Genomic DNA, 22,400 nt, shown 5'->3' on the forward strand with positions numbered 1-22,400 from the left:
GGCTCGATGACACCCCCGAATACCCAATAAGACAACAGGCAAAGGCGCCTGGAACCGAACGGTTCCGGGCGCTTTTTTTTTGCTTTGAAAAACCTGATTGGCCTCGGCCGGGACTCGCTATGAACACCACAGTCTTCCCCCTCAACGATGTAAAAACCCTGATCGTCGTCGGTAATGGCATGGTCGGACATCATTGCGTCGAGCAGTTGATCGCAGGCGGCGCACTCGAGCGTTATCGCATCCACGTCTTTGGCGAAGAAACACAGCGCGCCTACGACCGCGTGCACCTGTCCGAATACTTCACCGGCCGCGACGCCGAATCACTGGCCATGAGCGAGATGTCCGTTTACGAACAACCCGGCCTGACGCTGCACCTCGGCGTACCGGTGCTGGAAATTGACCGTGATCGTCACGAAATCATCACCGCCGAAGGCTGCTTCGGGTACGACAAGCTGATTCTGGCCACCGGCTCCTACCCGTTCGTACCGCCTATCGAAGGCGCCCGAGGCAATTCCCGGCTGGTCTATCGCACACTGGAGGACCTGGACAGCATTCGCTATGCCGCGACGAAAGCCCGCCGGGGCGTCGTGGTCGGCGGCGGTCTGCTGGGGCTGGAAGCGGCCAATGCGCTTAAATCGCTGGGGCTGGAAGCCCATGTCGTCGAGTTCGCGCCGCGTCTCATGCCGGTGCAACTGGATGAGCTCGGTGGCGCTGCGTTGAAAGCGCGTATCGAAGCGCTGGGCGTCGGCGTGCATTTGTCCCGCGCCACGCAGTCGATCAGCGACGGCAAGCAGTACCGCTATCGCATGAACTTTGCCAATGACGAGTTTCTCGAAACCGACCTGATCGTGTTCTCCGCAGGTATTCGTCCGCAAGACGCCCTGGCCCGTCAGTGTGAACTGGCGCTCGGCCCACGCGGTGGCATCGCAATCGACGAGCACTGCCGCACCAGCGACGCCGATATCTATGCCATCGGCGAATGCGCAGCCTGGAACGGCAGTGTGTTCGGTCTGGTTGCGCCCGGTTATCAAATGGCCCGTGGCGTGGCAGCGCAGTTGTGCGAACAGGATACTGACGCATTCTTCGGCGCCGACATGTCCACCAAGCTCAAACTGCTGGGCGTGGACGTCGGCTCCATCGGTGATGCACACGGCGCGCTGGCCGGGGCGGTCAGTTATCGCTTCATTGACGAAGCCACCGCCAGCTACCGTCGCCTGGTGGTGTCGGCCGATGGCAAACAGGTGCTCGGCGCGGTGCTGGTCGGCGATAACAGCTACTACGACACGCTGCTGCAATATGCGCAGAACGGCATCCCGCTGCCCGCCGACCCATCGAGCCTGATTCTGCCGCGTGGCGAAGGCGCGCCGACGCTGGGCGCCGATGCCCTGCCCGCCACAGCGACCATCTGCTCCTGCCATAACGTCAGCAAAGGCGCCGTGTGCTCGGCTATCGACAATGGGTGCACCGATCTGGCCGCAATCAAGTCCTGCACCAAGGCGGCCACCGGCTGCGGCGGTTGCACCGCACTGCTCAAACAGGTTTTCGAGCATGAACTGATGGCTCGCGGCGTGGCGGTCGACAAAAGCCTCTGCGAACACTTTGCTTATACCCGCCAGGAGTTGTACTCGATGGTCCGCGTCGAAGGCATCGAGACCTTTGATGAGCTGCTGACTCGCCATGGCAAAGGCGCGCATGGCTGCGACATCTGCAAGCCCGCAGTCGGCTCGATCCTGGCGTCGTGCTGGAACCGCCCCATCACGGAGCCTTCGCTGGTGCCACTGCAGGACACCAACGACACCTTCATGGCCAACATGCAGAAAAACGGCACCTACTCGGTGGTGCCACGTATTCCGGGTGGTGAAATTACCCCGGACGGCCTGATTGCGATTGGCGCGGTGGCGAAAAAATACGACTTGTACACCAAGATCACCGGCGGCCAGCGCATCGACCTGTTCGGCGCGCAGCTGCACGAGTTGCCGGATATCTGGAGCGAGCTGATCGAGGCAGGCTTCGAGACCGGCCATGCCTACGGCAAGTCGACCCGTACGGTTAAATCCTGCGTCGGCAGCACCTGGTGCCGCTACGGCGTGCAGGACAGCGTCGCCATGGCGCTACGCATCGAGGACCGTTACAAGGGCCTGCGCTCACCGCACAAGCTCAAGTTCGCCGTGTCCGGCTGCACCCGCGAATGCGCCGAAGCGCAGAGCAAGGACGTCGGCGTGATTGCCACCGAGAACGGCTGGAACCTTTACCTGTGCGGCAACGGCGGCATGCGTCCGCGTCACGCCGAGTTGTTCGCCACCGATCTGGATGACGAAACCCTGATTCGTTACATCGACCGCTTTCTGATGCTCTACATCCGCACCGCCGACAAGCTGCAGCGTACTTCGGTCTGGCGTGAAACGCTGGAAGGCGGCCTCGAGTATCTCAAGGCGGTCATCATCGACGACAGCCTGGGCCTGGCCGCAGAGCTGGAGTCGCAGATGCAACTGGTGGTCGACCGCTACGAATGCGAATGGGCCAACGCCCTCAAGGACCCGGAAAAACTCAAGCGCTTCCGCACCTTCGTCAACGACGGGCGTGCTGACCCCGACGTGCAGTTCGTCAAGGAACGCGCCCAGCGTCGTCCGGCAAAACCCGAAGAGCTGGCCCTTATCCCGTTGTTCAAGGAGGTGGTGTGATGAACGTGTCTCAGACGATACTCGCTGGCGAAAACGCGCCCACGGCAGCGCAGCCTCACTGGCAAACCCTGTGCGGACGCGCGGATCTGGTCGCCAATTCAGGCGTCGTGGCGTGGCTGGACGGCGCGCAGGTCGCGCTGTTCTACCTGCCCGAAACCGCGCAGGGCGAGCAGCTTTTTGCTATCGACAACCGCGATCCCAAATCGGGGGCCAACGTGATCGGGCGTGGTCTGATCGGGCAGATCGCGGGCGAGCTGGTCATCGCCTCACCGCTGTACAAGCAGCACTTTCGCCTGCACGACGGCAGTTGCATCGAATACCCGGAACAGCGGCTCGACGTCTGGCCGGTAAGGCTCAAGGGTGATCAGGTAGAGATTGCCGTTTAATCGACAATGCCAGTCGCAGACAACCTGGTCGCTGTCGGACCAGGTTGCTGCGGGGCATTTCTTGCAGCTTATTGAAGCTCGGAGACCAGCGCCTTGTTGAAGCTCTGCGGGTCTTCCATCTGCGGGGCATGGCCCTTGCCCTTGAACTCCACCAGCCTGGCGCCTGGAATCATCTGCGCCACCTGCTTGCCCAATACCTTGTAATTGCCGATCTTCGCCTTGACCTCAGGCGGCGCGATGTCGCTGCCGATGGCAGTGGTATCGGCGTCGCCAATCATCAGCACCGTCGGCACCTGCAACCTGGGAAACTCGTAGAACACCGGCTGGGTGAAAATCATGTCGTAGATCAACGCCGAGTTCCAGGCCACGATCTTGTGCCCCGGCCCTTTGTTCAGACCGGCCAGCATGTCGACCCACTTGTCATACTCAGGCTTCCAGCGGCCATCATAGTAAGTCTTCTGCTCGTAGGCGCGAATGCCTTCGGCGGTGGTCTTCAGTTCCCGTTCATACCACTGGTCGACGCTGCGGTAAGGCACGCCGAGTGCTTTCCAGTCCTCGAGGCCGATAGGGTTGACCATCACCAGCTTCTCGGTCTGTTTCGGGTACATCAACGCGTAACGCGTAGCGAGCATGCCGCCCGTGGAGTGACCGATCACAGAGGCCTTGTCGATACCCAGCTTTTCCAGCAGCGCATGGGTATTCATCGACAACTGCTGGAAGCTGTACTGATAGTGCTCCGGCTTGGTCGAGGTGCAGAAACCGATCTGATCAGGTGCGACAACGCGATAGCCCGCGGCACTCAGTCCCTTGATGGTGTCTTCCCAGGTCGCAGCGCAAAAATTCTTGCCATGCAGCAGCACTGCGGTGCGGCCATTCGCCTTGCCGCTGGGCGCGACGTCCATGTAACCCATTTCCAGCGTCTGGCCCTGGGACTGGAAACTGAATTTGTGCAGCGCATGGGGGTACGTGAAACCTTCCAGTTGCTGGCCATAACCGGGCGTCTCAGCCAGTGCTGCGCCTGACAGCGTCAACGACATCAACATGCCGGCAATCTTTGCAGCCCGCATAAGGGGCACCTCCTGTAGCTAGGGTTCGGGAATCTGCGGCGGTTTTTACGTTAAACCGCAGGCCCGCCAGTAGACCCTGTTTCCCCCTACAGATTCGCCCTTTTCCTGCTTGAAGAACCGTAAGCAGACGTTTCATCATGCAGAGGCAAAATGCTGGACGCCTTCTGTGCTGACTGCCTAGACTTGGCCGTCCAGGTCTGATGCCAAGGAACAGCAATGAATCGAAATGAACTGCGCAAGGCCGACATCAACCTGATGGTGGTATTCGAAACATTGATGCAGGAGCGTAACGTCACCCGCGCAGCCGAAAAACTGTTTCTCGGCCAACCCACGATAAGCGCTGCCTTGAATCGTCTGCGCAGTCTGCTCAACGACCCGCTGTTCATCCGCGTCGGCCATCGTATGGAACCCACCGCACGCGCTCACGAGATTCTCAAGCACCTGACGCCCGCGCTGGACGCCATGTCCACGGCGCTCAGCCTTACCACCGACTTCGATCCATCAGTCAGCAAGATGACCTTTCGCATCGGCCTGACCGATGACGTCGAATTCGGCCTGTTACCGGCGATGCTCAAGGCCATCCGCGAAGAAGCGCCCGGCGTGGTGATCGTGGTCAAGCATGTCGACTACCTGAATATTTCCGAGGTGCTGATGTCCGGCGACATCACCATCGGCGTCTGCCTGACCCGTGAACTGCCGGCCAACGCCAAGCGCAAGACCCTGCGTAACGTGCAGCCGAGGCTGGTGCGCGCCGACAAGCCTGCCAGCCCCATGAGCCTGGACGAATACTGCTCGCGCCCGCACGTCGTGGTGTCGCACGTCGCGAGTGTCAGTAGTTTCTCCGATGAGTGGCTGACCGCGCTGGGGCGCAAGCGTCAGGTGGTGTTGTCGGTGCCGCAGTTCGCCACCCTGCCCGCCTTGATGGCCGGCACCGACATGATTTCGGGGCTCTCCGACTACGCGGCAAAGGCCATGAGCGCACTGGGTTTGCTGTATGACGAGCCACTGCCCTTCCCCACGCCGGGGCTGGACCTGTCGATGACGTGGCTGAGTGTGATGGACAGCGACCCTGCCGAGCGTTGGCTGCGCAACAGGATCGAGGAGTTCATGGGCGAGCGCCAGGAAGCGCCCGCCCTGGCCGGATGATCAGCCGAAACGACCGGTGATGTAATCTTCGGTCTGGGTCTTGGAGGGCTTGGTGAAGATGGTATCGGTGTCGCCGTGCTCGATCAGTTCACCCATGAACATGAAGGCGGTGTAGTCGGAGCAACGCGCCGCCTGCTGCATGTTGTGGGTCACGATGATCACGGTGAACTGCTCTTTAAGCTCGGTGATCAGCTGTTCGATACGTCCTGTGGAAATCGGGTCAAGTGCCGAGGTCGGCTCGTCGAGCAGCAATACCTGAGGACGCAGCGCGATGGTGCGGGCGATGCACAGACGCTGCTGCTGACCACCGGACAGGCCGGTCGCGCTCTGCTTGAGCTTGTCCTTGACCTCGTCCCACAAGGCCGCGCCACGCAGGGCCTGCTCGACGCGATCTTCCATTTCCCGACGCGACAGTTTTTCGTGGTGCTTGATGGCGTAGGAAATGTTGTCGTAGATCGACATCGGGAACGGCACCGGCTTCTGGAACACCATGCCCACATGACTGCGCAAGCGGTTCATCGAATAGCCTGGCGCCAGGATGTTCTCGCCATTGAGCAGCACTTCACCGCGCGCTTCCTGCTTCGGGTACATCGCGTAAATGCGGTTGAAGACGCGCAGCAGGGTCGATTTACCGCAACCCGACGGGCCGATGATCGCAGTGATGCGCTTCTCGGGGATGGTCATGTCGATGGACTTCAACGACTTCTGGTTGTTATAGAAAAACTCCAGACCGCGTACTTGGATCTTGGTTTTTTCGTTGGCCAGGGAAAGGTTGTTCATCAGGACGCCCTATTGCGCAGAAGAATTAAGCGAGACAGCAGACTCAGTATCAGTACGAACAACGTCATGACCAGCGCACCGGCCCATGCCAGGGAGTGCCAGTCATCGAACGGGCTCATGGCGTACTGGAAAACCACCACCGGAACACTGGCGATTGGTTTGAGCAGATCGCTGCTCCAGAACTGGTTGCCGAAAGCGGTGAACAGCAGCGGCGCGGTTTCGCCGGTGATGCGTGCCAATGCGAGCAATACGCCGGTTACCACACCAGCCTTGGCCGCGCGAAGGACGATTTGCAGGGTCAGCTTCCATTGCGGTACACCCAGCGCCAGCGCAGCTTCACGCATGGTCGAGGGTTGCAGTTGCATCATTTCGTCAGTGGTACGCACCACCACCGGGATCACCAGCAATGCCAGGGCCAGCGCACCGGCAATCGCCGAAAAGCCCACCTGATGGCCTGTCACCGCGTTGAGTGGCAGTACCACGACGGTGTAGACGAACAGGCCGAGCACGATGGACGGTGCCGACAGCAGGATGTCGTTGATGAAGCGAACCGTGTTGCCCAGTTTGGTGTAACGGGCGAACTCGGCCAGCCAGATGCCGGCCATCAGGCCGATCGGCGTACCGATCAGCAGGCCGATGCCGGACATCAGCACGCTGCCGTAGAACGCGTTGGCCAGGCCACCCTCGGTACCGGGCGGCGGAGTCATGCCGGTGAACAGTTGCAGATTGAGCGCGTCGATGCCCTTGATGATGGTGGTCAGCAGAATCCACACCAGCCACAGCAGGCCGAAGGCAGTGGCACCACAGCTGAGCACCATCGCAATCTTGTTCTTGAAACTGCGAACCCGATACAGGTGCTCGCTGCCGGTCACATCCTTACTCATAACCCCTCCTTACGCGAAAGGCGCGACAGCATCAGGCGTGCAAGGGCCAGCACGATGAAGGTGACGACGAACAACAGGAAGCCAAGGGCAATCAGTGCCGAACGGTGCAAGTCGGTATAGGCCTCGTTGAACTCGTTGGCGATCACCGAAGCGATCGAACTGCTCGGCATCATCAGCGAAGCCGAGAACTGATGCGCGTTGCCCAGTACGAAGGTTACCGCCATGGTTTCGCCGAGCGCGCGTCCCAGCCCGAGGAACACACCGCCGACCACGGCCGAACGGGTGTAAGGCAGCACGATGTCCCAGACCACTTCCCAGGTTGTACCGCCCAGTGCATAGGCCGACTCTTTGAGGGCCACGGGCACGGTGCGGAAGACTTCCTGCATCACCGAGGTAATGAACGGCGTGATCATGATCGCCAGCACGATACCGGCAGTCAGCATGCCGATACCCAGCGGCGGCCCTTGGAACATCGGACCGATCAGCGGCAGTGCGCCAAGGTTTTCGGTGATCCACGGCGACAGGTGTTCAGCCATGAACGGGCCGAAGACAAACAGCCCCCACATGCCGTAGATGATCGAAGGGATACCGGCCAACAGCTCGATGGCCGAGGCGATCGGCATGCGCAACCAAGGCGGCGCTACTTCGGTAAGAAAGATTGCAATGCCGAAACTCACCGGTACGGCGATCAGCAAAGCCAGAAAAGAGGTAACCAGGGTGCCGTAGATCGGAACCAGAGCACCGAACTTGCCGGCGTTCACGTCCCACTCGGTGCTGGTCAGAAAGCCAAACCCGAAAGTCTGGAATGCCAGACTGCCGCCCCACAGGGTCGACAAGGCAATACAACCCAGCAAAGCAAGCACCAGCATCGCTGCAGCCTGCAATGAACGCTTGAACCACAGGTCATGACGATGATCCCGTTTGGCGCGCTTCTCGCCCTCGGACTCACCAGCGGAGACGTTAGCGGACAGGTATTGGGTGTTTTCAGTCATGTTGAGGCCACTCGCAAGGAAAAGCCCCTGTCACCGAGCCGATATCGCGGCTGATGGCAGGGGTGGTACGGGTTGAATCACTTACTTGGTGAATTCCGTTTTCCAGTAGCTTTCCACGCGATCAACCAGCGATTTCGGCAATGCTACATATTCCAGTTTCTCGGCCTGCTTCTGGCCGTTTTCCAGGGACCATTTGAAGAAGTCGAAAGCAGCCGTGCTTTTCTCTTCGTTCTTGGCTTTCTTGTACATGATGATCCAGGTGGTCGCGGTGATCGGCCATGCATCCTTACCCGGCGCGTTGGTCATGATCAGGTTGAAGTCTTTGGCGCTTGCCCAGTCGGCAGTGTCAGCGGCAGCAGCAAATGCCTTGGCATCAGGCTTGATGAATTCACCGGCGGCGTTTTTCAGCTGGGTGTAGGACAGCTTGTTGGTGGTCGCGTAGGAGTACTCGACGTAGCCGATCGAACCCTTGATCTGCTTCACGTAGGCCGAAACACCTTCGTTACCCTTGCCGCCCACGCCTGCTGGCCATTGTACGGTCGAACCGAACTTCAGCTCAGTGTTCCACTCCGGGCTGACTTTGCTCAGGTAGTTGGTGAAGTTGTACGTGGTGCCCGAACCGTCCGAACGGTGAACGACGGTGATGGCGACATCTTTCAGGTGATCTTTCAAGCTAGGGTTCAGCGCGACGATTGCAGGGTCGTTCCACTTCGTGATCTTGCCCATGAAGATCTTGGCGAGGGTTGGACCGTCCAGCTTCAGTGCGCCGCTTTCGATGCCTTCGACGTTGACGATCGGTACGATACCGCCGATCACGCTTGGGAACTGGCCCAGGCCGCCGGCCTGCAGGTCTTCTGCAGACATCGGGGCGTCGGATGCACCGAAGTCAACGGTCGCCGCCTTAATCTGGGCAATACCACCACCCGAACCGATGGACTGATAGTTGATACGGTTATCCTTGCTCTTGCTGTAGTCCTGGGACCACGCCGAAATAACCGGGTAGACGAAACTCGAACCAGCGCCTGTTACATCAGTCGCGTGAGCCACACCGCTAAGGCACAGCGATGCGATCAGAAGCGACAAGCGTTTTTTAGTCAGCAGAATCACGGTAATACCTCAGTCCAGGAGATTGTGTGGTGGTCCACTTAAGGAGGCCCGAGGCGGATTTAAAACCTCAAATGTTGCTGTTTAATGACAATCCAACGAATCGTGTCGGTAAGGGAACTTTTTTGTAAGTGATTTCCTACGTCGCTGGCGATGAAAACCCCTTTTAAAGCCAATGTTTACGGGGGATTCGCGTCGCGCCAGGCAAAATAGCGTTCTGCCACCACCCATCAGATAGCGGAGTGCCAGCTTCGTTATAAAAATGTAAGAAAGTGTGATTTTAAGAATCGTTGTAAATGACCGAGCGGTCACGTTATAGCTAAATCAACTTAAAACTTTGCTGTCGACAGTGCTAAGAGGTGCATGAATGACCGAAAAAAGCGCGCGATCACTCTCAAGGTGGATAGCAACGGCGTAAGCCTTGATGCATCGAAGATATCTACCGTTCGTCGGGTTCGACGGCACCTATGGCCACTGGCCAATGACCAACGTGAGTACTTTAAAACAACGGAGTAAGCACCATGATCAAGACCAAACTGACTGCCCTGACTCTTGCTGGCCTGATGGCTGTAGCTTCGGGTGCCGTCTTCGCCGAGTCGACCACCACCCCTGAAACCCCGATCAACAAGAATGCGACCAAGCTGCCGGGCACCAATACCCAGCCGATGGACCGCACTTCGTCCGAGACTCCAGGCGTGCAGACTGAAAGCAAGGAAGCGGCAGCCGAGCGTTCGATGAAGCACGACAACAAGGCGGCCCACGGTACGCACGACAAGAGCACCACTACTGAAAAGACCAAGACTCAGTAATCAGGCGTCTTACGCGGGCAGGACCATGCCCTGCCCGCGGGTCTACCCTTCTCGCGGCACCGTTTCAGTCACAGTACTTACGGAGGTTGCATCATGATCAGGAATAGATTGGGGGCAATAAGCCTCGCGGCATTTTTGGCCTTGTCGGGCACCAATGCATTTGCGGGTTCGACCGGCCCGACCAACCCGGTCAGCGACGGTCCGAAGGTGCCTGGCACCGGAACGGAAAAGAACGTCGATGGAACCAGCCCCGGCGCGCCAGGCACTAGCCCCGGCACCAAAGGCATGGACCCCTTGCCTGGAAAGAACGGCAGTGCGGATGACAAGCCTCATGATTCGAAACAACCTCATGATGCGGATCACCAGGACAGTCAGGACGGGCACAAGGCCCCTTGAAGGTCTGACAGGTCGCTACTGACACAGACATTGTCGTCAGCCGCCCATTGCACGTAACACACCTCCACCGGCATGCCATGCTCGGCACAGAAGTCCAGCCAGCGCAGTTGGTTGTCCTGGAGGCGGTCACCCGGCCCCTTTACCTCGATCATTCGATATCGACGCTGTTCCGGAAAAAACTGGATCAGGTCGGGCATTCCTGTCCGGTTGGCTTTTATGTCCTGCAGCAGCCGACGAAACCAGCGAAGCAGGTGCTCTGCCGGCAGGCAGTAGAGTGCCTGCTCCAGAAGCTCTGGCGTCAGCGCTCCCCAGAATACAAAGGGTGATTGCAGGCCGTATTTGCTCTGAAAATGCTCACGAATGGTCGCCAGGTATTCATCCGACTCCAGTTGCATCAGACAGGCATCGAACAGCGTCGCCCTGCGCTGATAGAAGTCAGGGCTGTACAGGTCACTCGGCGCACTGTGAAACGGATGAAAGAATGCACCCGGCAAAGGCGCGAAAATGGCCCGCCAGCACAGCAGCCCGAACAGTGAATTGATCAGCGCATTTTCGACGTAATGCACCTCCCCGCCCTGCTCTTCTTCGAGGTGCAAGCGTATCAGACGCTCGACACTCATCCCCGACACCGGCGTGACCTGCACGTCCAGCCGCGCAATGGCGCGCACCGTGCGCTTGCGCGCGGCCGTCAGGCCGAGCTTGCGTTGCAGGCGTGGCAAGACGCGTGACAGGTGCTGGACCTCCGCATCACTTTCCGGTGCCAGACGGGCCTGCTCCGCCAGCGCCAGCGCCGCTGCGTACTCGGCGTTGCGCTCCAGCACGCGGATTTGCCTCGAGCGCGCGCCGGGGTAACTGGACTGACGATAGACCGCCATCGCCAAAGACCAGTCCTGCATGCGCTCGGCCTGTTGCCCGATACGGAACAGCAGTTTGCCGCGCCGCATGAGCAACCACGGGTTGCCGCACTCGATGGCAATGACACGCTCGGCCAGCGCATGCAGTTCCAGGCAGGTTTCCAGGGCTTCCCGGCAGGCATGCAGTTGCAGGCACACGTCAATGTCGGCACGCTGGTTAATGCCGCGCGACTCCAGCGAAAACTCGACTTTTTCGTAGCGGTAGATGCCCAGGTCAGCCAGCACGAACTCAGACCATTCCTGGTAGAGATTGCCGAAGTACAGCAAGCGCAGGCGATCGCACAGCGGCATGATCTTCAGGCCGAATACGGCGTCGGACAAGGTCGGGTGCCATTGTTCGAGGGACTGCGGCGACGGGTACATCGGCTGCAGGCGCTCGAACCATTCCTGCTTGCGCTCAGAGCCCTTGACCGCGTGGTCTTTGAAGCAGTGGCTCAACTCATCCCGACGCAGCAGCTGGAACAGCTCGCTCAGGCCCAGCGGCGGAGCGCTGTCGACCCACTCCCGCGCCAGCAGCGGCAATACCGCGTCATGAGGGTCGCCAATCTCGACATAACCGAGTTTGCTGGCCCGAAACAACACGCCCTTGCGCATCACCATGCGTACCAGCAACCCCTGAGCGGGCACCGGCAGCTCGGCAAACTCGCTGATGAAGCGGCGCTCGGTCGCATCGAGCAGGTCATCGTAGCGCCGGGCAATCCAGCCAAGGACCTGCCGGAAGTTTTCCAGGTAATAAAACGGATTGTCGAGGGGCGAAGTATTCAAGGCCAGCGTTCACATGAAAAATGAGCAGACTGAACAAGGATACTGGTTATCCGTACAGATTCCAGCGTAAACGCCTGCTGATCGTGTTTCGGCCGATCAATGGCATGTATCGCGGGCAGACGGTCCGCCTTAGAATCGGCGCGATAATATCTGCAGCCGAGAGACGAATATGCACGCGCCACTGGTTTATCTCGCAGGCTTCGACGTGTTCAGGACCGACGCCGTGGAACATGGACGCTATCTCAAGGCTCTGTGCGCCGCACACGGGCTTGAGGGTCTGTACCCGTTTGACAATGAGGTCACGCACGGACGAGCAGCGCATGAAACCGCGCAGCAGATTTACTCGATGAATGTCACGATGATCCACCGCTGCTCGGCGATGCTGGTCAACCTCAACGTGTTCCGCGGCCTGGAGCCGGATTCGGGCACGGCCTTCGAAGTCGGTATGGCGGTCGCACTGAACAAGCCGGTGTGGGCTTACTTTGAACCGGTAGCGTCGCTGCGCGAGCTGGTTCCCCACGATGAAAACGGTTTCGACGCCAATGGTTTTATGGTTGAGGACTTCGACTTGCCGCGCAACCTGATGCTCGCCTGCAGTTGGGCGGGCACCAGCTCGACCGTGGAGCTGGGCGCAGAGGCGCTGGCAAAGTACCTGAGCGGCTTTCAGGCCCTGCCGGCAAGCGGCTGAGCGCAGGCTGTCAGCCCCAACCCAGAAAGTCTCCGCCATTATCGCGCAGCATCTGCAACATACCTTCTGCCGCGGGTGACAGATAACCGCCCTTGCGCAACGTCACACCAATGGTGCGTTTGAGAGTGGTTTGCTCCAGTGGCACTTCACGCAGGTGCTGCATGGTCTTGCCGAACTCCAGCGACTCACGGGCAATGAAGCTCAACAGATTGCTGCGCGCAATCAGCCCCGGCAACAGCGAGATCGAGTTCGCTTCGATCTGCACCGTCGGCAGCGGCAGGCCGTGAGCGGCGAAGGTCGCGTCCAGCCATTTGCGCGATGAAACACTCACCGGCGGCAGTACCCAGCGATACGCGCACAGGTCACTCATTTTCAATGCCGGCTTGAAAATCGGATGATTCTTGCTGGCCACCACCACGGCTTCGTCCCTAAGTATGGCAAAGCTGGTGACGTCTTCACTGTCGGGCGCCAGCGCGCAGATGATCATGTCCAGCTGCCCCGAGCGCAGTGATTCGCGCAGCAGGTCATCCTGGCCTATCACCAGTTTCAAGGTGACGTCCGGGGTACGCTGCAACAAGGCCGAAGTCAGTTTCGGCATCAAATATTCCGCCATGGTCGCGGCGCAGCCGACACGGATGTTACCCACCATGCCACTGGCGAAATCCCGGATCTCGCGCTGGGTCTGGGCGATGCTTTGCTGCAACTCCTTGCCGCGCGCCTGCAGCAGCTCGCCCACCGGCGTCAGTTTGATGCGTCGGCCGTCACGTTGAAACAGTCGCGTGCCGAATGATTCCTCGAGGCGCTGAATGCTTTTGGTCAGCGCTGGCTGACTGCGATTGAGCTTCTCCGCAGCGCGTCCGAGGTGCCCCAGCTCGGCAATGGTTTCGAAATAGGTGAGATCGCGCAGGTCCATATCTATCAACCAAAGTTATCAATTCATGATTATTAGAAAATAGACTTGATGGGTTGCGAAGTCGATACTGTGTGCATGTGATTTACCCCAATCAAGGAGAACGTCCTTGTCAAACGCTTCACGCTTTTCGCTTACCTCCCTTTCCCCGCTGGCTCAATGGGCGGGTCTGATCCTGATGGCCGGCATTGCCGGGCAACTGCTCAAACTGTTCGATATGCCTGCTGCGATGTTCCTCGGGCCCATGCTGGTCGCCATCGGCTTTGGCGTATCAGGGGCCAGCATCCGCATGCCCAAGCGGGCCTTTCAACTCGGTCAGGGCACGGTTGGCGTGCTGATCGCGCATGCCATGTCGGTCAGCGTGCTGCTCACCGCCCTTCATTCATGGCACGTCATGCTTCTGGCGACCATCCTCACGGTGGTGCTGAGCGCGGCGGTTGGGCTGGTGCTGGTGCGCTTTGCCGGTATCCCGAGCAACACCGCAGCCTGGGGCACGTCACCGGGCGCGGCCTCGGCAATGGTCGCGATGTCCGAGGATTACGGTGCCGACTCGCGCATCGTCGCCACCATGCAATATGTGCGCGTCGTCTGCGTGGTCACCATTGGCGCACTGGTCAGCCATTTCATCGGCGCACCGGATTCCGCTGCGGCCCTGCACACCAGCGCAGCGGCATTGCCCAGCCTGAACCTTGTCGACCTTGCGCTGAGCCTGGCAGTGATTGCCGCAGGCGTGACCCTCGGCTCGCGCCTCCCCGCAGGTGCCCTGCTGGTGCCACTGATGCTGGGCGGCGCGCTGCAACTGAGTGGCGTGATGCAGATCACCGTTCCGGCCTGGTTGCTACCCATCGCTTACGGTGCCATAGGCTGCTACGTCGGCCTGCGTTTCGACCGGCCGACGGTGCAGTACGTCTGGAGACGGCTACCGATGATGATTCTGGCCTCATTGCTGTTGATCGTGCTCTGCGCCGTGTCGGCCTGGCTGATCGCCGTGATGCTGGGCAAGGATTATCTCTCGGTGTACCTGGCGACCAGCCCGGGCGGCCTCGACACCATGGCCATTATCGCCATCGATACACATGCCGACGTCGGTTTCGTACTGGCGATGCAGACCCTGCGCCTGTTCGGCGTGATCCTGACCGGCAGCTTCCTGGCCCGGCAGATCATCCGTCTGACCGACAAACGCATCCCTGCGCTTTGAGTTGCAGATTTCAGGCTTGAGGCGAAAGCCCAGGCTTGACCCAGTGGTTTATTCCAGTCCCGCCAGAGCGCTGGCCAGGCTTGGCGCCAGCGGCAACACCGGCAATAACGTGGCCTGATAGGCGTGATAAAGGTCCGGCTTGCCGGGCCATATGTCTGCGCTGGGCTCGTTGCGCTCGTTCAGCTCATGGCGCCAGCTGCCATGTTCCTGATCGATGAACAGGGTCTCGTTGAACTCCCAGAAACAGCGATACCAGTCTTCATACTGCTGCTCGCCGGTACGTTGCAGCAATGCGGCAGCAGCAGCGGCCGCTTCGCAGTGAGTCCAGTGCAGACGATGACGGACCACCGGCTGGTTCTGCCAGTCGAGGGTGTAGACGATACCCGGTGCTCCATCGACATCCCAACCGTACTGGCAGGCATTGGCAAACAGTTGGCGGGCGTCGTCCAGCAACCATTCGGGGTTGGCGCGTCCGGCCTGACGGCGCGCAGCCTCCAGGTGCAACACCAGACGCGCCCACTCGAAGGCATGCCCCGGCGTGGTACCGAAGGGCCGAAAACCGTCGGCCGGGTTATCGCGGTTGTAATCCGGCAACGGCTGCCAGTCCTGGGTGAAATGCTCGATGACCTGAAAATTGTTGGCACCGGCATGCTCGTGGATAACCCGCTCGACAATGCTCAGCGCCCGGTCGAGCCACTGCGCGTCACCCGTCACATCGGCCAACGCAAGGAACGCTTCGGTGCTGTGCATGTTGCTGTTGGCGCCGCGATACGACTCTTCATGGCTCCAGTCCCGCGCGAACGACTCACGCATGGCACCTTCCTGCTCGCTCCAGAAATGCGTCTGGATGACCTGAATGGCGTCGGACAGCAATGCCTGCGCGCCAGGCCGCCCCGCCACCACGGCAGAACTGGCCGCCAGTGCGACGAATGCATGCAGATAAGCCTGTTTGTCGGTCTTGCCGCCGTCTTCGAGCGCGGCACTGAACCAGCCGCCGTGCTCGGCATCGTGCAACGGTCCGCGCAGTGCGGCGATACCGTGATCGACCAACGCAGCACAGCCGGGAATGCCCTGCGCATGCGCCATGGCAAAACAGTGGGTCATGCGCGCCGTGTTCATGGTTCCTGCGGTGGCACCGACCATCAGCCGACCGTAGTCATCAAGACTGCCAAAGCCGTTGTCGAGCCTGGAAGCCTTGGCGAAGGTCAACAGACGATTGCCTTCCAGTGCCAGCCACTGGTGATGGGCTGGCGAGCGCAGCCAACTGCTGAAGGTTTGATTATTGTTATTCATGAAGCGATGCCGCCCCCTTCGATAAGGTTGTGCCCAGACTGTACCGGAGGTCATTTCGACCGAGGGCATAATGCGCGTCCGGTCGATCGTCGGCAAGCGGACACAACCTGTATCAATGTAGGGTTTTACACCTTGAAGCGTGAGACCACCTGGCTCAGATCGGCCGCCAGACGCGACAATTCGTGGCTCGACGCACTGATCTGGTTGGCACCCTGAGTCGACTGCATGGACAGATCGCGAATGTTGACGATATTGCGATCGACCTCACGCGAGACTTGCGCCTGCTCTTCCGCCGCGCTGGCAATCACCAGATTGCGCTCGGAGATCTGATTGATCGACGAGGTGATTTCGCTCAAGGACTCGCCCGCGCCCTTGGCCAGCGCCAACGTCGAGTCGGCCCGATCGCGGCTGGTGTTCATCGAGTCGAGTGCCTGCGCCGAACCGCTGCGCATGGCACTGACCATCGAATCGATTTCCAGGGTCGACTGCTGGGTGCGATGCGCCAATGCCCGGACTTCATCCGCCACCACCGCGAAACCACGGCCCGACTCGCCTGCACGTGCCGCCTCGATGGCGGCGTTGAGTGCCAACAGGTTGGTCTGCTCGGCAATCGAGCGGATCACGTCCAGCACTTTGCCGATGTCCTGCGACTGATTGGCAAGGTTTTGCACCAGCGTCGAAGTGGCCTGTACGTTGTCGGTCAGCGTCTGGATCGACTGCACCGTCTCGATCACCCGCGTCTGGCCTGCCAGCGCCGAAGTGCTGGACTGGTTGGAGGCGTCCGACGTGGACACGGCGTTACGCGCAACTTCTTCTACTGCCGAAGTCATTTCGTTGATCGCCGTGGCGGCCTGATCGATCTCCGCATTCTGCTGGTTCAAGCCGCGATAGCTGTCTTCAGTGACCGAGTTGAGTTCGGTGGCGGCCGACGCCAATTGGGTGGCCGAACTGCCGATGTGGCGCATGGCTTCACGCAGATTGACCTGCATCATCGCCAGCGCACGCAACAGTCGGGTGACTTCGTCTTCGCCATCGACTTCGATGCTATGGGTCAGGTCGCCGTTGGCAACCTGCTCGGCAGCGGTTACCGCACGCTGCAGCGGGCCGACGATGCTGCGGGTCAGCCAGAGTGCCAGGCCGATGGTGCACAGCGCGGCAATCACCACGAAGATAATGACGATGTCGCGCGACTTGTCGTACTGGGCCTCGGCCGACTTGCCTTCCGCATCGACCTTGGTGACATAAAAGTCCGCCAGGTCACCGAGTTGCTTGCCGGAGCCGTCGACGATCTGCTTCATGTCGACCAGCAGCAGCTTGTTCAGCCCTACGCTATCGCCCTGGCCAGCCAGCACAAAGGAGCGATCCAGCGCACTGCGGTATTGGCCCATGGTCAGCATGAACTGGTCGGTCAGCGACTTCTCTTCCGGGGTGTCGACAAAGGTCTTGAGGACAGACAGCTTCTTGTCCAGATCGCCCAGGCGTACGTCCAGCTGGCCACGGTAGGTCGGAATGCTCGCAGGATCGGTGTCCAGCGCCATGCGCAAGGAAATGGTCCGAATGCGCAGCATGATTTCGCGGATATCGTTCACCACTCGCATGCTGGGCAGCCAGTTGGTCTCCACCGCCACTTCACTCTGGCGAATGGTCGACATCTGCGCCAGCGCAAACCACCCCAGCAAAGCCACCAACAGGGAAATGAGGGTAAAACCCAGACCGGCACGACGAGCGATAGTGAGTTTGCGTAAATTCATGACCAGGGCTCTTTATATTTTTTGGAGGGCAGTATCCGACGCGAAGTTGTCAGACAACCGACAGCGTATCGCCCTGAGCAGGCAATTCTTTAGGACGGCCTGCGATCATTTGCAGGGTTGCTTAAAATAACGGCCAATTGCCGGGCCGGTGTTCGCTGATCACAGCCCAGTCATCAGCCGCCCGAAGCCATCTGCCAGAGCCGCGCCACGTCGCGCGCACGCTCGTGCAACAGGCGGCGGGTATCGCGGCAGGCCTGCTCGAGGCTCATTGGTCCGCTGACCAGAGCAAAGGCTGCGCCGATGCCATGCGCGTACAGCTGCTCGTAGCCTTCGCCCAGGGTTCCCGCCAGCACGATCACCGGCACTTGCCGACGCTGGGCGACTCGCGCAACACCAAGCGGGGTCTTGCCACGCAGGGTTTGCGCATCGAAACGGCCTTCGCCGGTGATGACCAGATCGGCACCGATCAACGCCTGCTCCAGCCCGGTCAGATCGGCCACCACTTCCACCCCGGCACGAAACGAGGCCTTCAAGTAGGCCTTGGCGGCAAAGCCCATGCCCCCTGCCGCACCGCTGCCGGGGCTATCGCGCAAGTCCTGACCGAGGGCCTGAGCCGTATGGTCGGCAAAACGGCCGAGTGCGGCGTCCAGCGCCATGACCTGCTCGGGCGATGCGCCTTTTTGCGGGCCGAAGACAGAGGAGGCGCCATTCGGTCCGCAGAGTGGATTATCGACGTCGGCGGCGATTTCGACGCACACGTCAGACAAGCGTGGATCGAAACCGCTCAGATCGATACGCGCCAGGTCGGCAAGCGCGAGCCCACCCGGCGCGAGAGTCTGATCGTCAGCATTCAGAAAGCGCGCGCCCAAGGCTGAAAGCATGCCGCTGCCGCCGTCATTGGTTGCGCTGCCGCCGATGGCCAGGATCACCCGACGAGCCCCCGCATCCAGTGCCGCCGAGATCAATTGGCCGGTGCCTTCCGTGCTGGTCACACAGGCGTCGCGTTGTGCCAGGGTCAGCAGTTGCAAGCCACTGGCCATGGCCATTTCGATGATTGCGGTCCTGCTCTCCGCCAGCCAGCCCCACTGGGCATTGACCGGGGCGCCCAGCGGACCGCTGACGCTGGCGCTCATCAGCTCGCCATTGCAGGCAGCCAGCAGCGCCTCGATGGTGCCCTCCCCGCCGTCTGCCATCGGGCATTTGATCAGTTCTGCGTGCGGCCAGACCTCGGCCAGACCACTGGCAATCGCGTCGGCAACTGCCTGGGCGCTGAGGCTGTCTTTGAACGAGTCGGGGGCGATGACTATTTTCATTGTTGTTCTCCAGATCCGGTGCTCGAATGCTCTCATTCCAAACCGTGCTTTCCGCCTGCCGCTCGCACAATGATCCGTCGCCATTATCGGGCGTTTGAACAAAACCCGGCTTCAGGTCTGACGAGTGATCATCTGCGCCCCCAGGTACAGACGCAGCAGGTCGTCGGTCTTGTAGGGGTCGCAGCCCGTCAACTCGCCGATCTTCTCCAGCCGGTAGCGCAGGCTGTTGCGATGGATGCCCAGCGCTTCGGCACAGGCCTGACTTTCGCCGCTGTACTCGAACCATTTGCACAAGGTGTCGAGCAGTTGCGTGTGCGTGTGCAGACGCTCCAATGGCTCGGCGACGTGTTCCGCCAGCCAGTCATGCCGGTAGCGCCAGAACAGCACCGGCAACCGATACGCTTCAAGACGCAACAGGCGCTGCGCCGGCCTTGCCTGGCTGGCGTAGTCGAGCAGATCCCGCGCTGCGGCGCAGGCCTGGCGCAGGGTGGGCAGGTCCGCCGATTGCGCCACGGTGGCCATACGCAGCACTGGCCAGTGGTGTTCATCGAACTGCTTGAGCAGCAGCGCATCGTCACGCTCCTTGCCCGTGGCGCGGCACCAGTACAGCAACGTGGGCTCACGCAGCACGCACCAGCTGTCGGCGTAGCGCGTGCCAAGCCATTTGGCAGCCTGGCTGGCAGCCAGCCCCTCCTCGCCAAACTGCAGCAGCACCACCTGACGCGCCATGTGCGGCTGCAAACCCAGCTGGCGCGCTTCATCCACCAGGCTGTCGGGGCACTCCGGCAACAGCAGGCGAGCCAGCAGGTCTTCGCTGCGCTGCGCCCGCCATTGAAGATCAGCCTGCTGACGACGCTGCTCCATGAGCATCTCGGCAGTCATCTTCACCAATTCGCCATACACCCGCACCTCGTCCGGCTCGCCAGTAATACCGAGCACGCCCACCAGTTGATGGTCGAGCATCAGCGGCAGGTTGACGCCGGGCTTGACACCCCCGAGCTGCGACGCCGCCAGGGAATCGATTTCCACCACCTGCCGGTCGGCCAGCACTCGCTGCGCGCCTTCATGACGGGTACACAATCGCTCGGCATCACCGCTGCCGATGATGATGCCCAGGTAGTCCATGACATTGACGTTGTACGGCAGGATAGCCATGGCCCGATCGACGATGTCCTGGGCCAGCGCTCGATCAAGGGCGAACATGGACGACTCCAGACGCGTGGCGAGGCTTGCAATGCTTGGGCATATGGATACATTTTGTTGAAGTTATAGAACGCCCGAGTGTGCCTGAAAGTAGGCACGGGCGCGACGTACATGGCAGAGTGCCCGCGTCGACCTTTTGAACCCTCGAATATGTGTGCACAGGCCCCCTTTTGATCAAATTCCGACTCGCCAGCCTGCTGTCGCTATTGACCCTGCAAGCCTGCACGTCGATGGCGGAAAGCGATGAGCCGAAACAACGCTTTGAAGACTACCGTCAGCAGACCCTCGAGCTGATCCGCAACCAGCGCAACTTCCAGACCGCCGACCACCAGGCCGAGCTGGACTGGAACGCGCCGCGCCAGTGGACCCCGAGCGGGACACCCAAGGGCGGCGTGCTGCTGGTGCACGGCCTGGGGGATTCGGCGTGGTCATTTCATGACGTGGCACAGACGCTCGCCGCTCAGGGCTATCTGGTCCGAACCGTGCTGTTGCCGGGGCATGGCACCAAGCCCGAAGACATGCTCGACGTGCGCCTCGAACACTGGCAGCAAGTGGTGCGCGAACAGGCGCAGTTGCTCGGTCGCGAAGTGCCGAAGGTCTATCTGGGCGGTTTTTCGACCGGCGCCAATCTGGTCCTCGATTACGCCTATGGTCATGACGAAATCGCCGGTCTGCTCTTGTTCTCGCCGGCATTTCGCTCCAACAGCGGCTATGCCTGGCTGACCCCGTGGATCGGCTGGGCGCGACCCTGGCTTGCCGCGCCGAACGAAGGCCTGCGCCCAATGCAGACGCCGGTTCGCTACATGAACATGCCCACCAATGGTTTTGCGCAGTTCTATCGCAGCAGCGCGCTGGCCCAGGACCGTTTGCATCAGCGGCGCTATGACAAGCCGGTGTTCATCGCCATCGCCGAGCACGACTCGGTACTCGACGCTGATTACGTGCTGGATAATTTCAACCAGCGCTTCAGCAATCCCGCCAGTCGGCTGATCTGGTACGGCGACCTGCCCGCCCGGGCGGCCAATACGCCGCGCGTCGAGGCGCGCAAGGACTATCTGCCGGAATACCGCATCAGCCGCTTTTCACACATGGGCCTGCTTTTTTCAACGGACAATCCGCTTTACGGCGTATCCGGCAGCCAGCGTATCTGCTGGAACGGCCAGAGCACGCCGGACACCGCCAAGTGCATGGCGGGCGAGCCGGTGTGGTATTCGGACTGGGGCTATAACGAGCCGGGCAAGATCCATGCGCGGCTGACCTTCAACCCGTATTTCGAGTGGCAGACCGAGGTGATGCTCGGCGTGCTGAACGCAACGCCGTAGTACGCAACCGCCTCCCTTGTATCGTTGATACCGTGGGGCCAGGTTTTTGCAGAAGCGAACCTCTTCGCAAAGGCATTGTTTTGAACGCCAAATCTTCTGCGGCTGTGCGGGCCCTTTCGCGAACACGTTAGCTCCTACATTTTTGCCCTACGCTCAAGCATGGGGACTTTTGTAGGAGCGAACTTGTTCGCGAAGGCGTTGCTTTGAACGCCAAATCTTCTGCGGCTGTGCGGGCCCTTTCGCGAACACGTTAGCTCCTACATTTTGCCGTACGCTCAAGCATGGGCTTTTGTAGGAACGAACTTGTTCGCGAAGGCGGTGTTTTGAACACCAAATCTTCTGCGGCTGTACGGCCCCTTTCGCGAACAAGTTCGCTCCTACATTTTGCCGTACGCTCAAGCATGGGCTTTTGTAGGAGCGAACTTGTTCGCGAAGGCGGTGTTTTGAACACCAAATCTTCTGCGGCTGTGCGGGCCCTTTCGCGAACACGTTCGCTCCTACATTTTGCCGTACGCTCAAACATGGGCTTTTGTAGGAGCAAACTTGTTCGCGAAGGCGGTGTTTTGAACACCAAATCTTCTGCGGCTGTAAGGGCCCTTTCGCGAACACGTTCGCTCCTACATTTTTGCCGTACGCTCAAACATGGGCTTTTGTAGGAGCGAACTTGTTCGCGAAGGCGTTGCTTTGAACGCCAAATCTTCTGCGGCTGTGCGGGCCCTTTCGCGAACACGTTCGCTCCTACATTTTTGCCGTACGCTCAAGCATGGAGGGCTTCTGTGGTAGCGAACTTGTTCGCGA

At 60.2% G+C, this 22,400-nt stretch carries 19 protein-coding genes and 1 pseudogene; 8 read left to right on the plus strand and 12 right to left on the minus strand.

From position 1 onward, the window contains the following. Positions 1 to 119 precede the first annotated feature (119 nt). Together nirB and nirD are read left to right on the plus strand one after the other, a co-directional pair. Positions 120 to 2,681, plus strand: coding sequence for a nitrite reductase large subunit NirB (gene nirB, locus GE543_RS03050; protein ID WP_153220631.1), 2,562 nt, complete (start codon positions 120 to 122; stop codon positions 2,679 to 2,681). Further along, a complete protein-coding gene (nirD, locus tag GE543_RS03055; RefSeq protein WP_003411481.1) occupies positions 2,681 to 3,067 on the plus strand; it encodes a nitrite reductase small subunit NirD in 387 nt (128 codons plus the stop codon). Before nirB ends, nirD begins: the two co-directional genes overlap by 1 nt. A 68-nt stretch (positions 3,068 to 3,135) precedes the next feature. On the opposite strand, the gene GE543_RS03060 is transcribed toward nirD, so the two are convergent. Continuing rightward, positions 3,136 to 4,134 carry an alpha/beta fold hydrolase gene (locus GE543_RS03060; RefSeq protein ID WP_153220634.1) on the minus strand — a complete coding sequence of 333 codons (999 nt, stop codon included), beginning with the start codon at positions 4,132 to 4,134 and terminating at the stop codon, positions 3,136 to 3,138. Between the two features lie 216 nt (positions 4,135 to 4,350). Here GE543_RS03060 and GE543_RS03065 point away from each other — a divergent pair, with 216 nt between their 5' ends. Further along, positions 4,351 to 5,280, plus strand: coding sequence for a LysR family transcriptional regulator (locus GE543_RS03065; RefSeq protein ID WP_153220636.1), 930 nt, complete (start codon positions 4,351 to 4,353; stop codon positions 5,278 to 5,280). Here GE543_RS03065 and pstB read toward each other — a convergent pair whose 3' ends face one another. From pstB to pstS, 4 genes are all read right to left on the minus strand, one after another. Then, positions 5,281 to 6,060: a phosphate ABC transporter ATP-binding protein PstB gene (gene pstB / locus GE543_RS03070; protein ID WP_002553918.1), complete on the minus strand. Its 780-nt coding sequence runs from the start codon at positions 6,058 to 6,060 to the stop codon at positions 5,281 to 5,283. After that, on the minus strand, positions 6,060 to 6,944 hold the full coding sequence (pstA, locus tag GE543_RS03075; RefSeq protein WP_003396464.1) for a phosphate ABC transporter permease PstA: 885 nt from the start codon (positions 6,942 to 6,944) through the stop codon (positions 6,060 to 6,062). The genes pstB and pstA overlap by 1 nt, the downstream gene beginning before the upstream one ends. Continuing rightward, entirely contained in the window at positions 6,941 to 7,936 is a 996-nt protein-coding gene (pstC, locus tag GE543_RS03080; RefSeq protein ID WP_003371940.1) for a phosphate ABC transporter permease subunit PstC, read from the minus strand. The genes pstA and pstC overlap by 4 nt, the downstream gene beginning before the upstream one ends. Positions 7,937 to 8,017: 81 nt before the next feature. Continuing rightward, positions 8,018 to 9,043, minus strand: coding sequence for a phosphate ABC transporter substrate-binding protein PstS (gene pstS, locus GE543_RS03085; RefSeq protein ID WP_371927078.1), 1,026 nt, complete (start codon positions 9,041 to 9,043; stop codon positions 8,018 to 8,020). Positions 9,044 to 9,561: 518 nt separating this feature from the next. Here pstS and GE543_RS03090 point away from each other — a divergent pair. Together GE543_RS03090 and GE543_RS03095 are read left to right on the plus strand one after the other, a co-directional pair. Then, on the plus strand, positions 9,562 to 9,849 hold the full coding sequence (locus GE543_RS03090) for a hypothetical protein (RefSeq protein ID WP_032698735.1): 288 nt from the start codon (positions 9,562 to 9,564) through the stop codon (positions 9,847 to 9,849). 93 nt (positions 9,850 to 9,942) lie between these two features. Beyond that, positions 9,943 to 10,245, plus strand: a complete 303-nt coding sequence (locus tag GE543_RS03095) for a hypothetical protein (protein WP_046235354.1) — start codon at positions 9,943 to 9,945, stop codon at positions 10,243 to 10,245. Here GE543_RS03095 and GE543_RS03100 read toward each other — a convergent pair. After that, the gene (locus GE543_RS03100) at positions 10,221 to 11,924 is read right to left on the minus strand and encodes a VRR-NUC domain-containing protein (RefSeq protein WP_153220638.1); all 1,704 of its coding nucleotides are present in this window, start codon (positions 11,922 to 11,924) and stop codon (positions 10,221 to 10,223) included. The genes GE543_RS03095 and GE543_RS03100 overlap by 25 nt on opposite strands. Before the next feature lie 169 nt (positions 11,925 to 12,093). On the opposite strand from GE543_RS03100, the gene GE543_RS03105 reads away from it, so the two are divergent. Then, the gene (locus tag GE543_RS03105; RefSeq protein WP_153220640.1) at positions 12,094 to 12,612 is read left to right on the plus strand and encodes a nucleoside 2-deoxyribosyltransferase; all 519 of its coding nucleotides are present in this window, start codon (positions 12,094 to 12,096) and stop codon (positions 12,610 to 12,612) included. A 10-nt stretch (positions 12,613 to 12,622) separates the two neighbouring features. Here the strand turns inward: GE543_RS03105 and GE543_RS03110 are convergent, their stop codons facing one another. Then, positions 12,623 to 13,525 carry a LysR family transcriptional regulator gene (locus tag GE543_RS03110; RefSeq protein WP_153220642.1) on the minus strand — a complete coding sequence of 301 codons (903 nt, stop codon included), beginning with the start codon at positions 13,523 to 13,525 and terminating at the stop codon, positions 12,623 to 12,625. A 106-nt stretch (positions 13,526 to 13,631) separates the two neighbouring features. Between GE543_RS03110 and GE543_RS03115 the strand changes: the two genes are divergently transcribed. Next, positions 13,632 to 14,720: an AbrB family transcriptional regulator gene (locus GE543_RS03115; RefSeq protein ID WP_153220643.1), complete on the plus strand. Its 1,089-nt coding sequence runs from the start codon at positions 13,632 to 13,634 to the stop codon at positions 14,718 to 14,720. A 48-nt stretch (positions 14,721 to 14,768) separates the two neighbouring features. Here GE543_RS03115 and GE543_RS03120 read toward each other — a convergent pair whose 3' ends face one another. From GE543_RS03120 to GE543_RS03135, 5 genes and pseudogenes are all read right to left on the minus strand, one after another. Beyond that, the gene (locus GE543_RS03120) at positions 14,769 to 16,013 is read right to left on the minus strand and encodes an AGE family epimerase/isomerase (RefSeq protein ID WP_153220645.1); all 1,245 of its coding nucleotides are present in this window, start codon (positions 16,011 to 16,013) and stop codon (positions 14,769 to 14,771) included. Positions 16,014 to 16,138: 125 nt separating this feature from the next. Next, the gene (locus GE543_RS27735) at positions 16,139 to 17,005 is read right to left on the minus strand and encodes a methyl-accepting chemotaxis protein (protein WP_370683550.1); all 867 of its coding nucleotides are present in this window, start codon (positions 17,003 to 17,005) and stop codon (positions 16,139 to 16,141) included. Continuing rightward, positions 16,994 to 17,764: pseudogene (locus GE543_RS27740) on the minus strand (MCP four helix bundle domain-containing protein); the annotation flags it as partial. The pseudogene GE543_RS27740 and the gene GE543_RS27735, both read right to left, overlap by 12 nt. 173 nt (positions 17,765 to 17,937) lie before the next feature. After that, the gene (locus tag GE543_RS03130; RefSeq protein WP_153220649.1) at positions 17,938 to 19,077 is read right to left on the minus strand and encodes a glycerate kinase; all 1,140 of its coding nucleotides are present in this window, start codon (positions 19,075 to 19,077) and stop codon (positions 17,938 to 17,940) included. Positions 19,078 to 19,188: 111 nt separating this feature from the next. Beyond that, a complete protein-coding gene (locus tag GE543_RS03135; protein WP_153220651.1) occupies positions 19,189 to 20,280 on the minus strand; it encodes a sugar diacid recognition domain-containing protein in 1,092 nt (363 codons plus the stop codon). Positions 20,281 to 20,510: 230 nt separating this feature from the next. Here GE543_RS03135 and GE543_RS03140 point away from each other — a divergent pair, with 230 nt between their 5' ends. Beyond that, entirely contained in the window at positions 20,511 to 21,602 is a 1,092-nt protein-coding gene (locus tag GE543_RS03140) for a carboxylesterase (protein ID WP_178118536.1), read from the plus strand. Positions 21,603 to 22,400 lie beyond the last annotated feature (798 nt).

It is taken from the genome of Pseudomonas sp. SZ57, from assembly GCF_009495975.1.
Taxonomy (GTDB): domain Bacteria; phylum Pseudomonadota; class Gammaproteobacteria; order Pseudomonadales; family Pseudomonadaceae; genus Aquipseudomonas; species Aquipseudomonas syringae.